Source organism: Phaeodactylibacter xiamenensis, assembly GCF_000759025.1.
Classification (GTDB): domain Bacteria; phylum Bacteroidota; class Bacteroidia; order Chitinophagales; family Saprospiraceae; genus Phaeodactylibacter; species Phaeodactylibacter xiamenensis.
Map to the genome: position 1 here is coordinate 285,155 of NZ_JPOS01000018.1, position 17,990 is coordinate 303,144.

General features: G+C 50.0%; 8 protein-coding genes. 4 read left to right on the top strand and 4 right to left on the bottom strand.

What is annotated here, in order from left to right:
• Positions 1–13 precede the first annotated feature (13 nt).
• The 4 genes from IX84_RS07910 to IX84_RS07925 form a co-directional block, all read right to left on the bottom strand.
• Positions 14–6,889 (bottom strand): LamG-like jellyroll fold domain-containing protein, encoded by a 6,876-nt coding sequence (locus tag IX84_RS07910; protein ID WP_044218400.1) that lies wholly within the window; start codon positions 6,887–6,889, stop codon positions 14–16.
• Positions 6,890–6,909: 20 nt separating this feature from the next.
• Positions 6,910–7,869: a hypothetical protein gene (locus IX84_RS07915; protein ID WP_044218401.1), complete on the bottom strand. Its 960-nt coding sequence runs from the start codon at positions 7,867–7,869 to the stop codon at positions 6,910–6,912.
• A 139-nt stretch (positions 7,870–8,008) separates the two neighbouring features.
• Complete coding sequence (locus IX84_RS07920) at positions 8,009–8,983, bottom strand: hypothetical protein (RefSeq protein ID WP_152604959.1); 975 nt, start codon at positions 8,981–8,983, stop codon at positions 8,009–8,011.
• Between the two features lie 38 nt (positions 8,984–9,021).
• Positions 9,022–9,933: a hypothetical protein gene (locus IX84_RS07925; RefSeq protein ID WP_152604960.1), complete on the bottom strand. Its 912-nt coding sequence runs from the start codon at positions 9,931–9,933 to the stop codon at positions 9,022–9,024.
• 570 nt (positions 9,934–10,503) lie between these two features.
• Between IX84_RS07925 and IX84_RS30810 the strand changes: the two genes are divergently transcribed.
• From IX84_RS30810 to IX84_RS07945, 4 genes are all read left to right on the top strand, one after another.
• Positions 10,504–12,156, top strand: a complete 1,653-nt coding sequence (locus tag IX84_RS30810; RefSeq protein WP_052515863.1) for an AraC family transcriptional regulator — start codon at positions 10,504–10,506, stop codon at positions 12,154–12,156.
• A gap of 206 nt (positions 12,157–12,362) precedes the next feature.
• A complete protein-coding gene (locus IX84_RS30815; RefSeq protein ID WP_052515864.1) occupies positions 12,363–13,439 on the top strand; it encodes a response regulator in 1,077 nt (358 codons plus the stop codon).
• Positions 13,440–13,509: 70 nt separating this feature from the next.
• Positions 13,510–15,753, top strand: a complete 2,244-nt coding sequence (locus IX84_RS07940) for a PAS domain-containing sensor histidine kinase (RefSeq protein WP_044218407.1) — start codon at positions 13,510–13,512, stop codon at positions 15,751–15,753.
• A gap of 10 nt (positions 15,754–15,763) precedes the next feature.
• Entirely contained in the window at positions 15,764–17,989 is a 2,226-nt protein-coding gene (locus IX84_RS07945; protein ID WP_044218409.1) for a PAS domain-containing sensor histidine kinase, read from the top strand.
• Position 17,990: the final 1 nt, after the last annotated feature.

Sequence of the window (17,990 nt, forward strand, 5' to 3'; positions counted from 1 at the left end):
TGATACTGATGGGTTAGCGCAGTTCCAGCAACTTTGACACGGCCTTCTGCCCATGGAGCAGGGTTACAGTGTATAACCCTCGTGGCCATTGCCCGGCCTGCCAGTTCAGCAGGTTAGCCCCGGCTCCGGCTTCTGCCTCCACACGCCCTATCTGACGGCCGAGCGCATCGGTTATCAACAGTTGTACCGGCCCAGGCTCAGACAATACAAATTCAAAGAACACCTCTTCTTTTGCCGGATTAGGGAATACCTTAAACCCGTCCAGTCTGCGCCTCTCTTCCCTGGCAGATACCGGTGTGCTGAATGTCAGGACTTCCGGCGCTTCAATACTGCCTTCCAGCCGGTTGGCAATGAATACATAGCTCTCATTCAGCCCCGTTTCAGTCTCAGCAACAGCATCATACATTTTGAAAGTGATAGGTTCTCCGCCCTGCTCGTTGGAATAAATCGTCAGGAACAGCAGGTAAGCATCAAGGGCTTCAATATAGACTGGCTTGCCACTGCCCCGAACCTCTTCGCCAACAAAGGCGGCGATTTCGTGGTCAGCAGACAAACAATTGTCCACCTCCTCACTGGCCACCACGGCCACAAGGTTCATGGTGTACTCAAAAGCGAAGGGGTCCACTTCCCAGTAATGGCCTAAGGCACCACTACGTTCAGCGATGGCCGGCCCCCGATACTGCGCTGTACTTCCGCCCGTGAAATTAGCAGGGTAAGTCAGTGTCCCGGGGTTGCTCAGGTATAAGAGGTAGCCACGTGGGAAGCTCATAAAATCGAGGCTTCCCAGCCAGCCAGCCCCGGCATCGTAGAGTGCAAAGCCGGTTTGCCCTTTGATCAGGTCACCGTTGAGTGGGCTGAGAGAAGCCAGTGCCTCATTAACACCCATGCCTTGCTGCGGCAAATAACCGATCCAGTTCCAGCCCGCTTGCAGGGCCAGGGGGCTGGCAGAAGGGTCAATCGGCTGGCCGGCAAGCAGGATGGAATCAAAGACAGTAGACTGATATTGATACATGGTCTCGTGAGACAGCGTGTTCAATGAGCCCGCCCAGGTTGTAGCTTCGGCAAAATACTGGCTGAATGCCGTTTGCCCTTTGATCGTAGCCCCTGCCGGATTGCTCAAGCTGCCCAGGGCAGCATTTATAGATGGGTCGGGCAGGTTGACATTATAAGAAATCCAGTTCCAGCCCGGGTAAATTGGGATTTGCCGCAAGACCAGATTATTGGTCGTGAGGACTTCCGGGTTTTGCAGGGAGCCTACAAAACTGTCGGCTACAAACGGGAAGGACTGTGCTACCGGCCCGTAAACCAGACAGGCAGAGGCATCCCAGACCCTGAACTCGACCGTCTGTCCGTTTGGTGCATTGCTGTAAACCGTAAGGAACGCCATGTGGGTATTTAGCTCCGGCACAGCTTCTACTTTAGCGTAGCCGCGCAGTTGCCCGTCGATAAATGCTCCGACAATATCCAGCTTGTCGGTAGAAAGCACCCCTTCAATATTAAGCTGTAAGGCAAGGTTCATGGAGTAGGAATAATCTGCCGGGTTAATATTCCAGGCCGGCGGCGGGCAGGCTACCCTCAGGTCAATGTTCAGGGGCTCGTTACCCTCACTCGTTTCCATGCGCAACGTACCATTGAATAGCCCTCCGACCAGGTCAGCCGGGAACTCAAAGGTAATGGTTTCAAAGGCCCCCGGCGCAATCAGCCCGGCAGTGGGGAATACATCCACCCAGTCCGGGATATCCTCCAGGTTGAAACTTGCTGAGAAGCCCCCCTGATTGCGGATATTGCGGGTGACCGTGACCGACTCGCCTTCCATGGCAACGGTGTTGATGTCCCCGCCTTCCCAAAAGAGGGTGGAACGGTTGACGAGGAACTCCCAGACGATGGGCGCCTCAATCTGATTGCCGACCAGGTCTTCGATCTCCTCCAGCCTTACCCGCAGTACGCGGTTTTCGATAAACTGATTGGCGACGTTAGGGACAATCCGGATTTCATCATCCACACAGGTTACGATGGCGTCAATCAGCGCACCAGTAGTGGCATCGTACAGCCCCAGGTTATTATTGTCAATCATCCCTGTTCCGGTGCCTGCCGCCTGAATGATACTATTACAGTTGATCCGTTTGGTAAACATGACCGAGATTTCATCTCCGGGGCTCAGCACGCCATCGGCAGGTTGAGGCGTACCAAATACCTTAGGAGGCTCTGTTTCTTTCCGCCCCTTGATGATTTTAGAATACCCGGATGCCAGGGTCGGATCTGTGCATACAGTCAGGGCGCGGACTTCGTATTCGCCATCAGCCAGCTGAGACATATTCCAGGTGACTTCCTGGAACAAATTGCCCAACTGCTGTCGGGGAATTTCGGTGATATTTATCCAGTTACCATCGCCCATGCTCAGGCGGTATTGCACGCGGATGAGCTCAAGGCTTTCTTCATCTGCATCGTAGCCTGCAAGGATGAGTTTCAACTCGTTGTTATCATTGGGCGTGATGACCCAACCTTCCCCCGGGTCAGTGATCTGGACCTCACTACAAGGCTCCCGGAAATAGACATTAAACTCCAGCTCCCGGTAGAATTTGGGGTCTATCTGCTCCCGGGACATGCCCAGGGATACTGCTCTTTCGTATTCGCACTGCGAAAACAGGGCTACTCTGATCCCTTCATAAGTATAAGCCTCCGGCCCCCGCTCAATGGTCAGGGTCACCGGGATGCTTTCCCCGGCAGGGATGGTATAGACTTCGCCATCGCCTGCCAAGCCATCTCCGTTCAGCAACAGGGCAGCACCGTTGGGATTGCTCTCCGGTACGAGTGCCAGAGTGTAAAATCCAATATCGCCGGAGGGGGCCGCATTGCCAAGCAGTAGGTTGAAGGAAGCGCCCTCATCAGCCTCCACATTGGTGGCAATCGTTGTGTTGGCCTGCAGCTGCACCTCTTCCCGGTGCTGCGTATTCGGTTCGTGCGGGCAGGAAGTCTGCCCGCTGAGCAGTTTGAAGACTGGCGTCATGTACATCAGGTCTCTGGTGACCCGCACATTCATATTGTCAAAGGCATCATCATCTGCCAGTACATAGCCCACGGTACTGGAGGTGGATGAAGAAGCAGATCCTTCAATACGACCGCCTGTCGTGATGCCAATATCTACTTCTGCAACAGCACCTACCCCAGCAACGGTTACTCCTAATCCCACTGATGCCCCTACTCTAACTTCACGCTCAAGCCCAATAGTGGTTTCAGCACTTCCCTCAATGGTGGATGATTCTTCATAAGTTACGCCATTCCCGTAAAGGTAAGAACCAGCACCAACAGGCAATACCGCCGCTGCCTTCAAAACTTCATTGTAAGTGATAATGCTCTCCCACATCGCAATACTGGTCTCATCGCCCAGGGTTTCCAGCTGTGGAATGACGTTGTTTTTGATGTGGTTTTCCGTGTACAGGAAAGTGGATGCGATGCCAAAGGGGTTGGCCCATATCCCGTTATCGAGTTGATACCTTGGCCCCTGCTCGTCCTCCAGGTATTGGAGTTCGTCGGTAACCCCGTAGGTGACGGCTAAGGCTGCACCTACATACACATCTCCTCCCATTTCGCTACCCACAATCAGGTCACTATCATCGGTAGAAATAGTGTTAGTTGTGGTTAAGCAGGCATTTAAAGATGATTCGGTGTAGGCTGTGAGCGTTGAAGAAAGACTAGCTCCGTAATCTTGGGTAATATCTACAGGAACCTGCGCAACGACAGGCCCTGCATCAAAATCAGGCCCTAAATGCGCCGTAATGGATTTCGTTGCATCGACCCCTGCGTAAGCTCCAAGCGTCATGCCCAGACAAAACGTTTGACCCGATTCTATATAAGAGTAGCTGCCATCGCCCGGTGGGTCCCTTAAAATCAAAAAGGGAATACTAGGAGTCGTAGCCACCGAGGTAGCTGCCCGGGGCTTGCGTCCCAAAATCACCATATCAAATACGGTATTAGAATTCGCTCCATTCGCCACAGCCAGGACTTCCAGGTTTTTCTTGTAAGGGGCAACCACATTGGGAAAGGTGGTTGTAAAATGATGCCGCAGCACGCCGTTGGTCATCACGGTATCAATATCGCCCAAATCAGCAATACCGTTTTTGATGGTTAGCTCAGCAGAGTCCAGGTAACAGACTTCTGTGGGTTCTAAATACACCTCTTGTACCCTAATGTCTACAAAAGTAGGCTCTGCAAAACTAGCAAATTTATCGCCCAGCGCATTCGTACCGAAGTAGTCCTGTATGACTACCTGAGGGGCAGACCTGTAAATAAATTCCACGGAGTCCAGCTCGGTTGACCGCATATCGAGGGTCAATCCACCCTGATTGCCAAAATACTGCAGTATGGTATCGACTGGGTGCCCGGTCACAGCAATTGTCACAGAATCGGGGGGCACATTATCGAATTCAAACCACCCCGCTTCGTTATCAATTACGACTTTTTCTTTATAACAGCCATTCAGAGTCTCCACCGTCACTTCCACCGCTCCAGTCTCCGGAATGACAGACTTCTTGCACAGTCCACCGGCTACCTGCCCCCGGATGGTGCGTTTGGTCTTATTCAAAAACTGTACGCCAGCCAGAGGGGTTTGTAAGCTGTAAGCTTCAAATTGCAGGGGGTCGAAGGTCGTCCCCCCCAAGTTGGTCACGGAAAGTCGGATGTTGGAGCCTGGCTCAAAATCCCCCAGGAAGCGTCCGTTTTCATCCGTATAAATAGGTGGGGTTGCCCCGGCCCCATTGACCAGGATCTCCGCTCCTGCTTCAAAGCAATCGGTATCTGCAAAACGGACTACTCCGGATACCGGGACAGCGGAGTTGTCGGTAAAGTCGATTTGACTGACTGCGGTATTGCTGTTGTTCAAATTGACAATACGGGTTTCCGGTGTAAAAAGACGGTTGTCTTCTTCCTGCCGGATTCCCAGGGGGGTGAACATAGCACCCTCAACTGCCCCAAAACCGGTCATGGCAATACCGGCATCCCGGACTTCTACTCCGCCACCTTCGTTGAAACTGAAGTAGTGCAGCAGGGAGGGCGTGCCGGGGTCAATGCCGGCACTGGCCGGAGAAGCATGTACCTGCAGCTCATTGACCGTCAGTAATTCATCAAAAACAGCCACTTCGTCTACCAGCCCCAACAAGGTGTAGGGGTCGTTCGGATTGGGCTGAGCGCCTACGTGCCAAAACTGTTGTGCGAGGTCATCCGTAAAGGTGCCGATGTTGAAGGTGGCAGACTCCACCCCATCAATAAAAAACGCAGCAGCGCCGGTGGCCCGGTTGAGGTGCAGCGCCAGCCCCTGATAGCCCTGCCCCACAGTTCCAAGGGCGTGGGTTTGCCCGTTCGCCTGTATATGATACTGTCCGTTGTGTACATACCACTCCATAGCGCCGCTTTCGTGGTACAAGAGCGTCTGCCGGGTTTGTGCATCAAAAGGTTGAGCAATGATTTCAATCGTGGCCGTATCCGGCAGATTGAATTTTGTCAGCTTCACCCGGCTGTTGAATACCGGGTTGAACTCCAGCGCATAGTTGCTGTAGAACTTTTTGGTCGGGACCGCCGTAAAGGATTGCCCCGAACTGTAGTTGATACTCTCAATGGTGTAGAACCCGCCGGCATCCGTAATGCCCGCATTTAAGATGCCGGGGTTGTCGGTGGTGAACGTGGCACCTCCAACCGGGGTGTCAAAATCATTAGCGGTTACGTCAAATGTTTTTCCCCCCATGCCTTCATCAAACTTCCAGTAGGCAATCAGCCCCTCTGTATTGGAAGACAACGTAATTTTTTGGTAGGCGATGATTTCGGACTGCTTCAACACCCGGTTGAAGATGCGGATGTCATCGAGCTGCCCTTTGAAGCGTCTCGACTGCGTGCGGTCGCTGCCGATGTTAAACAGGGCAGGCTGATGCGCCATTGCACCATTTAGCGTGCCGGCGAATTGCCCGTCAACGTAAAGTACGCCCCTGCCACTACCGTAGGTGAAGGTGATTTGGTGCCAGATATCGGGCCCGGTCGGATATTCATAGGCGAGTTCAGCACGACCGGTCCCGTTACCCAAGCCTACGATAACGCCTTTGTTTTGCCCGGCCGCTGTGGTTTCTATCCACCAGTTGTGATTGAGATCGCTCCCCAGGTCAATGATGCCGCTGCGGTCGTATTGATTGCCTATCTTCACCCAGGCCATGACGGTAAAGTCTGACTGAGGCAAGGTATCCTGATAAGATACGCAGAGGTAGTCCTCCTCCCCATCGAAGCTAAGGGAATAGCCCTTGGTGGGCTGCAGGGCGACTTCCACTCCAGCTACCGGATTGTTGCTTGTGGTGCGAATTGAACCGGTGACCACTCCGTTAGGGTTGACAAAACCGACGTTCTCACCCGGGCGCCCCTCTCCAAAAGCATTAATCCCGGCGATTTCATACTCGTAAAACTCACCAGCCTGTACATTAAAGTCAATGTAGTTTCGGGCATTGGGGCCGATAACCGCCAACAGGGAGCCATTGCGATAGATATTGAAGCCCTCGGTCACCCCTGAGCTCAGGGGGTCGAGCGCCCAGGATAATTCGATGCGGTCTGCGAAGTCGCCCTCTGAAGCCCGCACTAAAGTGGGTAAGGGCGGCAGCAGGTAGCGGGCCCAGAAGCCGCCCTCCGTGGAGCGGTTGGGAGAAAAAGCCTGCCCGGTGAGCAACTGCCCAAAGGTGAAATCCATGCGGCGGGAACTGCTGACCGCGTTGACCATACCGCCGTAGGAAAGGAAGACTTCCCCCGATGCGGGAGCCGTATCACCGAGGGGGTTACACTCCGTCTCTTGCTGCTGCCCGTAGGCTGCCTGAATGGCTATGCCCCATAGGCACAGCAATACTATGGTTATTTTTTTCATCGTTTTTGTGCTTTAATCGTTTAGCGGGTGCGCATGTAGATGTACAGGTTGATGTTTTTGGGGCGGGTCTCGGTGCCGCCGGACATACCTATATCATGGGTATGGGAAAGTATATTGAAAGTATTGCCTTCAGCATTTGACATTGGAATAAGTACAAAATGCATACCTCCTGCCCCACACCCATAATTACCTCCTCTTATTGCATGCAGTGAAGTAGTTGAAAATGCATTAGTACTTCCAGAAGTAGCAATTGATGTAGAAAAAAGATTATACACTCTAGGACCATCGGTAACATCGAAGGATCCATTGAAGTCACCATCATTGACCTGACCGTCTAGTGCTAAATTATGATTATGCCGTTTGAAAACACTGTTTTGGTAGGTCCCCGCTTGTGGGTTATTCCCACGGTCTGAATCATTACCATCCACACCCCGGCTATCAAAACTCCTCAAAAAGCGGCCCCGGACATCCGGTAGGTTTTGCCAGTTGGTCAGCCCGGCCAGTTTGCTTTCCGCCGGTAGCGCCTGCCCGCTCATCAGTTCCCAGCATGCGCCGTTTTCGGCAGTAAACTCTTCGGGATTGAGCACCGACATTTTCACATCGCCCACCGCACCAGTACAGCCCGTGAGCGCAATGGCATAGGGCGTGACCGTGAATGTACTGCGGGGGGTGAGCTCTACGCCTTCCACACTCACGCCTAAATAGACCGTATTTTCAAAAATCCGCTGATCAATAGGCGTGAGGCTCCCCAGGTAGTGTTGGTAAGCGCCACCAGATATCTGAAGGGTGACGGTTTCTGACCATAGGGCGTCATTGCTGACCGCATCCGGGTACAGCCGGAACGTCAGTTCCTGTGGCCCATCCTCCACCGGGAAACCATCGGCATCTTTCAGTACGCCCTGCGCATCCAGCATGGGATGAAACTGAGCGGAAAGGCTCAGGGTAAGGGTTACAAAAAACAAGGTCAATATTTCCTTCATGTTCTGTTATTTTTGGAGCCCGCAACGGGCTGTATGAGTTAGAGGACTGACAACAATTTGCCGGTTTGTGTGCAGATTCACAGACACTTGCTGCAAGCGCCTGGAAAAACACCAGCTAATCGCGATAATGATGATTGCATTAACGAATACGGATATAGGTATATAGGTTGACGTTATCAGGTCGGGTTTCGCTACCGCCTGTTTCAGAGATTTCATGACTGTGGTTCAGAATATTCGTCTCCTTTGTAAAAGTTTCTGCCAGGGGATAATTAGCTGGCACCGCACCATCACCATTCCATGCAGGACCCCACAGCATAGTGAAATTACCACCATTAACGTTTCCATAACAGTTCGTTGCATCTACATGAACGTCAAGTATTTCAACACTTTCACTGTATCCGCCTAAATTTGGCATAGACCAGTCGAAGGGTACCGGCATTTTAAACGTCCCGTCTAACAAATTTTTGTTTTGTCCTACTGTGTGATTATGGCCACGTATTACATCTGCCTGAAAAGAACCGACAACGGGATTGGCTCCCCGGTCCGGGTCCAACCCGTTGCTACCTCTTTCATCTATCGATCGTAGGAAGGTACCTCTTGCATCCGGTATTTCCTGCCGGCCCGTTGTGATCAGCAAGCGGTCGCTTTGGCTCAGTTCCCGCCCATCCAATTCCACCCAGCAATCCCCATTTTCGGCTATGAACTGGGCAGGCGGCAGGGCAGACATCTTGATATCGCCCAGGGCACCTTTACAGCCAACCTGCGTCAGCCCGTAGGGTGCAGCCGTCAGTACGCTGCGGGGCGTCAGTTCGACACCGCCTACCGCAATACCCAGGTAAAGCGGTTTGGAAAAGATACCGGCATTGATGGGGTTTTCACTGCCCAGATAGTGATTGTAAATACCGCCGGTCAGGTTCAGCTCTACGGTCTCCGCCCATATTGAGCTGCCTCCCTGCGCCTGCTCGTACAGCCGGAAGGCCATCACCTGTGGCCCATCCGGGAGGACGGTACCGTTGGATGTTTTTAATGCACCCTGTATATTCAGCAGATACGGAGACTGAGCGGAGAGCATCAGCACACTGCTCATGCTTAGGATTAGAAAAGTCAACTTCATGGTACAATTGAGTTTGGCTCGTGTAAGGATAGGGTTCTTCATCGGATACGGATATAGGTATAATAGCTGGTATTTTTGGGGCGGGTTTCACTTCCCGATCCAGGTCCTAAATCCATATTGTGTGTGTGATAAAAAGGGTGCTTGTTTATTTCCGTTAAAAAAGGTAATTGAGTAGTCGTCCTCCTCAGAAGCATTATGAACTGTTTCCAATCCGATTTATAACCTATAGATAATTCAACCGCTTTTAGACGTTGACTTTGGATATCTTGGAATGACGTATTCCTTGTAGGTACATTCTCCCGATCTGAAGCGCCGATGCCATGCGTATGCGCCCCAAAGCTATCCCCCTGAAAGGAGCCAACGGGCGGATTGGGCCCCCGGTCCGGGTCGTTGGCCCCGGTGGGGTCGTAACCCCGGATGAAGCTGCCCCGGGCATCGGGTATGTTTTGCCAGCCCTTGATCTGTGCGAGGCGGTCGCTGCTGTTTATGCCCCGCCCATCCATCAATACCCAGCAATCCCCATTTTCTGCGATAAAGTCATCCGGCTCCAGGATGGACATTTTGACATCGCCCACCGTCCCTTTGCAGCCCAGGATTTCAAGTACATAAGGCGCAGCTGTCATGGGAGTACGGTTGGAGAGTTCCATCCCATTGGAAATCGTAGCCAGATAGAGTTGTTGGTTGAAGATGGCGGGGTCAAGCGGAGTAGCGCTCCCCAAATTATGGTTGTACAGGCCGCGTACTATGTTGACCTCGGTCGTTTCTGACCAGAGTTGGTTGCCTGCTTCAGCCTGATCGAACAGGGCAAAGGTGATCGTCTGAAGGCCATCAGGAACGGAAGCGCCCTGCATCGTCTTCAGGGTGCCCTGAATATTCAGCAGCGGCCCTTCCTGCGCCAGCAGGGCCATGCCCAGCCCAAAACTGAGCAGAATTGTACATATTCGTTTCATGTCTTATCTTAATGAGATTAGTGATAAAAACTTAGTGTTGCCCGGTCGTGTCTGAGTTGGTGTTTTTTGTTGTATCTGGTTATCGGGGGGGGTGGTGGATAACGTTGTGAACAAACGTATTTGAAATACAGAAACAAAGTATTCTAATACCTGAAAACGGGTGTCCCAATACCTGAAAAAAAAGTGGGACACCATGAAGCCTCCTGATTTACAGCATATTAAAATGCTGTTATTTTCAAGAGGAATGATCCGTTTTTTTCCTGATCAAAATGGCAGCCAGCATTTCGCAACCACTGAAAGCCGTACTCCCGGGACTTCACGCTGGTTATACCGACGACGAAGTAGTTTGGGACCAAACATGACTTCGGGTCGGCATACCTGTGCGTACCGGCATAATCGTGCATCGGGTTTGTGCACTACGCCCAAACCTCTCCGTTCCGAGTATAGTAACGAAGCCATACGGCGTGGAAGATACGTTTCCCAGATAGGTGTCAAAATTCATATCCGTCTGACCAAAATATGCCTGATAAACCCTATTTTTGGCATAACTAATATCCCGTTATTACAGATATGCACCACATAACCAAGGTACTCCTGACCGCATCAGGGCTATTCCTAATGATCCCCCACAGTTGGGGGCTTACCCCAGGACAGGTAAAGCCTTTACCGGCAGATACCCTGCTGAACCGGGCACTTTCCCTGCTCCCGGACTATGCAGACTCCAGCGCGGCTTATGCTGAAGCTGTACTAAGGATTGCCATAGATGATAACGTAGACTCTTTACTCTTTAAATCCAATCAGTTACTGGGATACGCCTACTACTACAAGGGTGATTACAGAAAGTCAAATTTTTTTTATGAAAAAACCCTGGGCACCCAGTACATAGCGACCCACCCTCAGGCAGCAGCGTCTGTATACAATAACATAGGTATCAATTACGAAATCCTGGATGAGTATGATAAAGCCATCGATACCTATCTACAGTCTATCCTCGCCGAAGAATCCATTGGGAATATGGACGGGAAGTATATGACATGGATCAATCTAAGTATCTTATCTGCGAAGATCAACGATATTAAAGAAGCTAAACGGTATGCCAGGGGAGCCCTGCGGTATTTTGAAAGCCGCCAGGACAGTATACAAATCGCGCTTTGCCATCAAAACCTTGGTGTTGCGTACACAATGGAGCAGAAGTTTGACTCGGCAATGATTTATAATCAGCAGGCGCTCAGTTATTACCTGAAACAAGACCTTAAGTTTGATTATCTCCAAATACTATTCAACACTGTAGTTAATCATTTGCAGCAAGGAAATCTGGATCTGGCCCAATACTACCTCAACCAGGCCCAACCATTTAAGAGCTACATTGATTCTGATATCCTGCTCAGCGGCACTTACAAATTGTACCATGGCCGGTTGATGCTGGAAACCGGAAACGGGGCAAAGGCCAGGGTGAAGCTGGAGGAAGCTTTGCACCTATTGAAGCAGACCGATATCAAAAACTTCCAATTAGAAACCCTGGACAACATCCTTAAGTCTTTCGTACCAGCAGCTCAATTACCCGGGTACAAAAACTACATGAATGAATTCCGTAGAATCAGATCAGAGATGTTCTCCCAGGAGGTAGCTTCCAACCTCAGTAAAGCGAAGGTAGAGTTTGACGTTGCTATACTGGAAAAAAACCTGGAACTGCAGGAAGCTCAAACCCAACTGCACCAGAGGTGGAATCAGGGGCTGTTGATCATTCTAAGCCTGATCACCATAGCCACTTTGATTATCTATCTGCTTTGGCGTAAACAGCGCAGCCAAAACAAGGCGCTCTTCCAGTTAAATCAGGATTTGACCGAAAAGTGGAAGATCAGCAATCTGAAGGCTTACCAAAAGCACGGCGACTTATTCCAGGACATCCATAGCATCATGGAAGACAAAAAGCTGTACGCCAACCCCGATCTGACCATAAATACGCTTGCCTCAGCTATTGGCAGCAATCAAAAGTATGTAAGTGAAAGCATCAATACGCACCATGGGGGCAACTTCTTCCAGTTTGTTAATGCTTACCGCATAGAACATGCCAAACAACTGCTGCTCCGGCAACCAGAGCTTACCATGGAGGCCATTGCTGATTCTTCCGGGTTCAGTAGCCGGTCTACCTTTTACCGGGCTTTCAAAAAAGCTACAGGGATGTCGCCCGGAGCTTATGCCGAGCAGGGCAAGTATAAATAACTATGAAACAATGTTTTATAACAAAAATACAGCTATTTTTTAGCCTTCCTGTTTTTTTGTATATTTGACATCAGAATTGGACTCCATCCGCTTACACCTATCCCTCCCCAATCATCCAAAACTAAATGTTTCTTTAAGTAAAGTGTCTTACGATTACGCCAGGTAAACTTTACTTATATTGTTTATAATTGATATGCACAAATTCTATGCAACCAAAAGACAAAATTCTCCTCATTGAGGACGAAACATCCATACGAGAAACACTCGAAGATTTAATGCTTGCCCGGGGCTATGATTATGTCAGCTTTGACAACTCCGAAGATGCCTACCTCTACTTAATGAACAACCACGATATTGATCTGATCCTTAGTGATATTATGCTGCCGGGCCGAAGCGGGCTGGATATGCTGGACAGTATCCGGAGCCGGTCTGATTTTGACCTCATACCCGTGATTCTGCTCACCGCCAAAGTCGAAGAGGAGGATGTCCGGAGAGGGATTCAAAAAGGCGCAGACGACTATATTCGCAAACCTTTCAAAACCAAACACTTATACGCATCGATTGCTACACAACTGGAGCGTTATAAGAAACTCAGAACCTCACAGCAACGCATCAAAGATACCGTTGATGTGCAGGACGAGCTGCTCGAAAGTATAGCGGTCATCAACAGCCACTGGGTGCGGGCTCCGCTGACCAATATTTTTGCCCTGCTCAATGTAGCAGAGGAACAAGGACAGCCTATCAAAGACCAGGAGCTCAAATATATGCGTGCCCAGCTGGAAACACTGGACGAAATGCTCAAAGCGGTAGCAGCTCAGGTCAATGGCTACCGGGCAAGTGGAAGTTTCCGCTTCCGGGACTTCCGGCTCCCCTCGCCGGAAGTAAACATTGTTGCTGTGGATGATGACCCTATGCAACTGACGCTCTTAAAATTCCTTTTCAGGAAACACCTGCCTGATGCCAATCTTACCTGCTACAGCAGTCCGGAAGAAGCTCTGGAACGCATCACTTCTGATGCGACGCGCCCTGACCTCCTGATCACCGACCTGCAAATGGGAGACATGAGTGGTTTTGACCTGGTAGAACAGTTGGTGCAGCAAGAGATTCACCTACCCGTTTTCATCCTGACCAGCAGCATGCATGCTACTGATATCGAGAGGGCTATGCAGTACAAGAATATTTATCAGTTTTTGCAAAAGCCTATTGATGGCCAAAAACTCAGGCAGGTTTTTGCTCCGTCTTCCGAACGCAGCGGAAGCATTCAGGCCTGGAGCTCTGAGTAACAGGCTAAGGTCTGTTGCTTACCTGGGATACAAGGCACCAGGGAGCATACTTAAAAATCGCTGAACAAATATGCAAACCAACAATAAAGGCGGTGTAATAGCTCTGGCTCAGCTCATGGACCGCACCGCCAAAACTCCGTACTACTTCATCGCTCCTGACAAGGATACCTTTTTCCTTAGCCAAAATTTGCAGCAAGCTCTTTCAGCTTCATCTCATTGGATTGGCGCTACATCTTTCCTGGCTTTTTTCGATGAAAAGGTAAGCCACTGGATAAAAGGACAAATACCAGCTTCAAAAGCGAGTGCCCTGCCAGAGGAGTACAGCACTCCAATAAAAGACACCTCCCCCCCGCTTAAGCTGACGAGCCTGAATCTGACATCATTTCATTTGGGCTCACTGAACTGTAGGATTGGGCTTTTACAAGTAGAATTTAACCTGCCTGAAGTAATCACCACGAGCTATCCACTTGCACCTGAGGCTGTTTTTAAGCAACTCCGTTTTGGCCCTCTTATCGACAGCGGCTTGTCAGGTATATTCTTTACTGATACCAATCAGAGCCGTTCTTATATCAGCCCGGCTTTCAACACATTCCGGGGTTACAGCGCAGAAACCGTACCCGTTCCCTGGGAGGAGTCGATCTTAGAACAGGATATGCCACTTGCCATGGCATATTTAGAAAAGATAGCCCAGGATACCACGGGCCAGCCTCATAAAGCGATTTTCCGGCATCGGCATCAGGCCGGGCATATCGCGCACATCATGGCTGTTGCCCAGTGCCGAACCACCTTCGACGGCAGCCCCTCCGGCGAGGTGTTTGGACTGTGGGTGGATGTGACTGAACAGGAAGAATTGAAGCACAAGCTCGAAGTTGCCGTTTTGGAGAAGCAAGCTACAAGTGACTACCTGGACCGCTTGCTGAACGGAGTACCGGAAGCCATCGTGGTACTGGACCAGCATACCGAAACCATTATGGACTGTAACGAGGCCGCGGCCGATAAATTTGGCTACAGCAAACAGGCGCTCATCGGAAAACACCATTCCATCTTACAGGCTACCGGGCAGGATAATCCCATTAGTCAAACTCTTAAGCGGCAATCCAATATATCTGATACTTATACCTTTTTCAGGCCTGACGGGTCTTCTATGCACCTTAGTCTCACCTATACTGAAGCCCAGCTTAAAGGCAAAGCGGTCTACATCATGACTTTTGCAGATATAACAGAGATAATAAAGGCGCGAAAAAAGCTCAAACAACAGGAATCCCTCTACCGGCAACTGATCCAATATTCCAGTGAATACATCACCATTATGCGCCCGGACTTTACTGTGCTATGGTCTTCGGATAACTTTTCTAAATTATTGGGAGTGCCCCAAAAGCAGCTTTTGGGGAAACAGCTAAATACGTTTGCTCATCCAGAGGACAACAAACGAGTGAAGGTGGTATTCAAAAAAGCAATGGAGTGCGGGGAAAAGGTCATCAATTTTGAGGGGCGGTTCCATACTGCTAAGGGCGAATATATTTGGATGAAGAGCAAATCCGTTTTACTAACGGACGAACAGGGCGAACAGAGAATATATACTTATCGCCAGGACATCAGCCGGGAAAAAGCCATTGCGGATGAACAGATCGAAATCAGCCGCCTTAAAAGCGAGTTTGTGTCTATGACCAGTCATCAACTGCGGACACCGATTGCAGTATTTGCTTCCAATTTAGAACTGCTGGACGGCCTGCTGAATGAAGAGCATCCGGCTGCCCGGCGCATTCTCACCCGGCTCCAAAAGGAATCTGATCGTATGGTCCACCTGCTGGACGAAGTGCTGCTCATAAGCCGCCTTGAAAGCGGCAGGCTGGAACAAGCAACTCTGCAGAAAGTTGACCTCGTTTCTGTAATCAGAAATTTTTGTGAAAATGGAATGTGCAGTGTTAATCAGGTCCGAACAGTTCTACCTGAAGAGCCAGTATATGCCCGGCTCGACAAGAGCCAGTTTGAACATATCCTGATGAACCTGATCTCCAATGCACTTAAGTATACGCCAAAAGATCATCCAAAACCTGAATTAATCCTCAGGGTGGACAAAGAGCGCAGCGAAGCTATAATAGTTGTTCGTGATTATGGCATAGGTATCCCTAAGGAAGATCAAAGTAAGCTTTTCCGTCAGTTTTTCAGAGCTAAAAATACGGCCAATATCCCTGGTACCGGGCTAGGCCTTTATATAGTCAACCGGTTTGCTGCTCAAAACAACATCAGAATTAACCTGGACAGCCAAATCAAGCAAGGCACCAGGATAGAACTAATCGTCCCAACGCTATAAAAAAACAACGATGCACCTTCCCCAACATGAAATCACTCTTCCACCAAATGAAGAGCGGGCACTCCTGGAGACATACCCCTACCTCCAATCCTTACCCGCTTTTCTGTTGCTCTCCTGCGGGCACATATGGGTAAGCCCTGCCCTGGCTTCAGAATATCCTGTACTGGGCGAGCAGTTTTCAATTCACAAACTCACCCGGTTTTTACCAGAGCCTCAGCGCAATATACTTGAGCCTCTGGTCCATGACCGCTATCGGCTGCTGGCCGCTACCTTTGACCAGAAAATCCCGCTACTGCCTCCATTAGACCATACCCTGCTTGCTATTCGTCAACTCTTTTACCATGACGGGCCCAACTGGCTGGGCATACTGTACCCAAGCCAGTTTACAGATCGCCCGAAAGCAGGTATTGCCCCTGCTGTACCACCACCCATCACCGACTTTGAGCCCCTGCTCCAATCCAGTGACATAGGCTTCTGGCAATTTGACAGGCAAACCCGGCAAGTCTATTTTTCAGATGCCATATACAAGTTGCTGGGATATGCACCGGGTGAGCTCAAGTCTCCTGTAGAAGCCATATCCCCCACTGACTATAACCTGGTACGGGTCATTTTAGAAGCCATGATTCAGTATCCCGCCCCTAAAGACAATAAGATAGAAGTTAACTTCTGCCATAAATCAGGATCTTCGATCCCCATTTTATTCACCATCCATGCTGAGGGTACAAGATACCTTGGCACTTATCACAGTGTGGAAGAGTCTGCGGCTCTCCGCAAAGCGCTAAAACGGGTCACCGAGAAAGCAGAACTGAGGGCATACCGGTTTCAGGTTTTGTTTGATACCCTACCTGAGATGGTCTTCATAGCAGATAAACAAACCGGGACAATAATCAACTGCAACCGAGTCGTCAAAGACAAACTTGGCTACGAACCGGAAGAACTAACCGGGCAGCATTTCACTATACTTCTTCCTGAGGGTCACAAAAACGAAGGGCTTGCGAAATTTAATAGTGACAGTACCGCTCATTCCTTTTTGATATTCACCCTGCGGACGAAAAGCGGTCAATTGGTAGATACGCAGATTTCAGAGACCATTATTGACCACTATGGGAAACCGGCACGGCTGACTATCTTCTCAGATAAAACCAAGCTTGTGGCAGCCGAACGGCGGGCAGAACGACGGGAACGGCAATACCGGCAGCTCATCAAATACTCCAGCGATGTCATTTCTATCAGCAGCAAAGCATTCCGGATACTTTGGGTGTCAGACAATATAAAAAGTAAAATAGGCTATGCTTCTCATGAAATGATTGGCACCAAACTACTTGACCTGATACACCCGGAAGACCTGCGTGCCGCTACACAGTACCTCCTGCAACAAATTGAGCAGGATCAACCTGAGTTTACCTATACTGCCCGGTACAAACATAAAGACGGGCACTATCTGTGGCTGGAAAACCATACTATCCGCACCGTTGATGACGAAGGTAAGCCTATTGGTATCACCTACAGCCGGGACATTACGGTACAGGTCGAACTACAGGAAAAAAGAGCCGAAATGGACCGCCTGAAGCGCGAGTTTGTCTCCATGGCCAGCCATCAGCTTCGTACCCCCATGGCTGTTTTTGCTGCCAATTTGGAAATGCTCATGGAAGCAGAAGAGGCACAATCCCCTTTCTTGAAGCGTATCCTCTCCCGCATGGAACGGGAATCCAACCGTATGGTTAGCCTGGTGGATGATGTACTTGCGGTAAGTAAGCTCAACTCCAATGAAGAACTACAGGCCAATAAGACTCCTGTCGAAATTGTAAGCTTCCTGCGCCAGATTCTCGCTGATGAATCTTTCTATTTTGAAGAAGCTCCGATTGTGCTCCGTAGCGAAATACAAAGTGGAGAAATTATAGCTGATGAAGAGCAACTGACTCACCTTTTGCAAAACCTGCTCTCTAATGCCATTAAATACTCTGAGCGCCGCGACCCGCCAGAGGTCCACACCTGCCAACTAACAGATGGCAGGATTCAGATCAACATCAAAGACCATGGCATTGGCATTCCTGAAATGGACCGCCCAAACCTCTTCCAGCAATTTCACCGGGCGGCTAATGCCAAAAAAATTGCCGGTACCGGTCTGGGTCTGTATATTGTCAAGCGTTTTGCTGATGCCAACAATATCCACATAGCAGTTAACAGCAAAGAGGATATAGGCACCACCTTCTCCTTGACCTTTAACAACACCTAGC

Coding starts and splice junctions, on each gene's coding strand:
- IX84_RS07910 (WP_044218400.1), bottom strand. CDS start 6,889: ATGAAAAAAATAACCATAGTATTGCTGTGCCTATGGGGCATAGCCATT.
- IX84_RS07915 (WP_044218401.1), bottom strand. CDS start 7,869: ATGAAGGAAATATTGACCTTGTTTTTTGTAACCCTTACCCTGAGCCTT.
- IX84_RS07920 (WP_152604959.1), bottom strand. CDS start 8,983: ATGAAGTTGACTTTTCTAATCCTAAGCATGAGCAGTGTGCTGATGCTC.
- IX84_RS07925 (WP_152604960.1), bottom strand. CDS start 9,933: ATGAAACGAATATGTACAATTCTGCTCAGTTTTGGGCTGGGCATGGCC.
- IX84_RS30810 (WP_052515863.1), top strand. CDS start 10,504: ATGCACCACATAACCAAGGTACTCCTGACCGCATCAGGGCTATTCCTA.
- IX84_RS30815 (WP_052515864.1), top strand. CDS start 12,363: ATGCAACCAAAAGACAAAATTCTCCTCATTGAGGACGAAACATCCATA.
- IX84_RS07940 (WP_044218407.1), top strand. CDS start 13,510: ATGCAAACCAACAATAAAGGCGGTGTAATAGCTCTGGCTCAGCTCATG.
- IX84_RS07945 (WP_044218409.1), top strand. CDS start 15,764: ATGCACCTTCCCCAACATGAAATCACTCTTCCACCAAATGAAGAGCGG.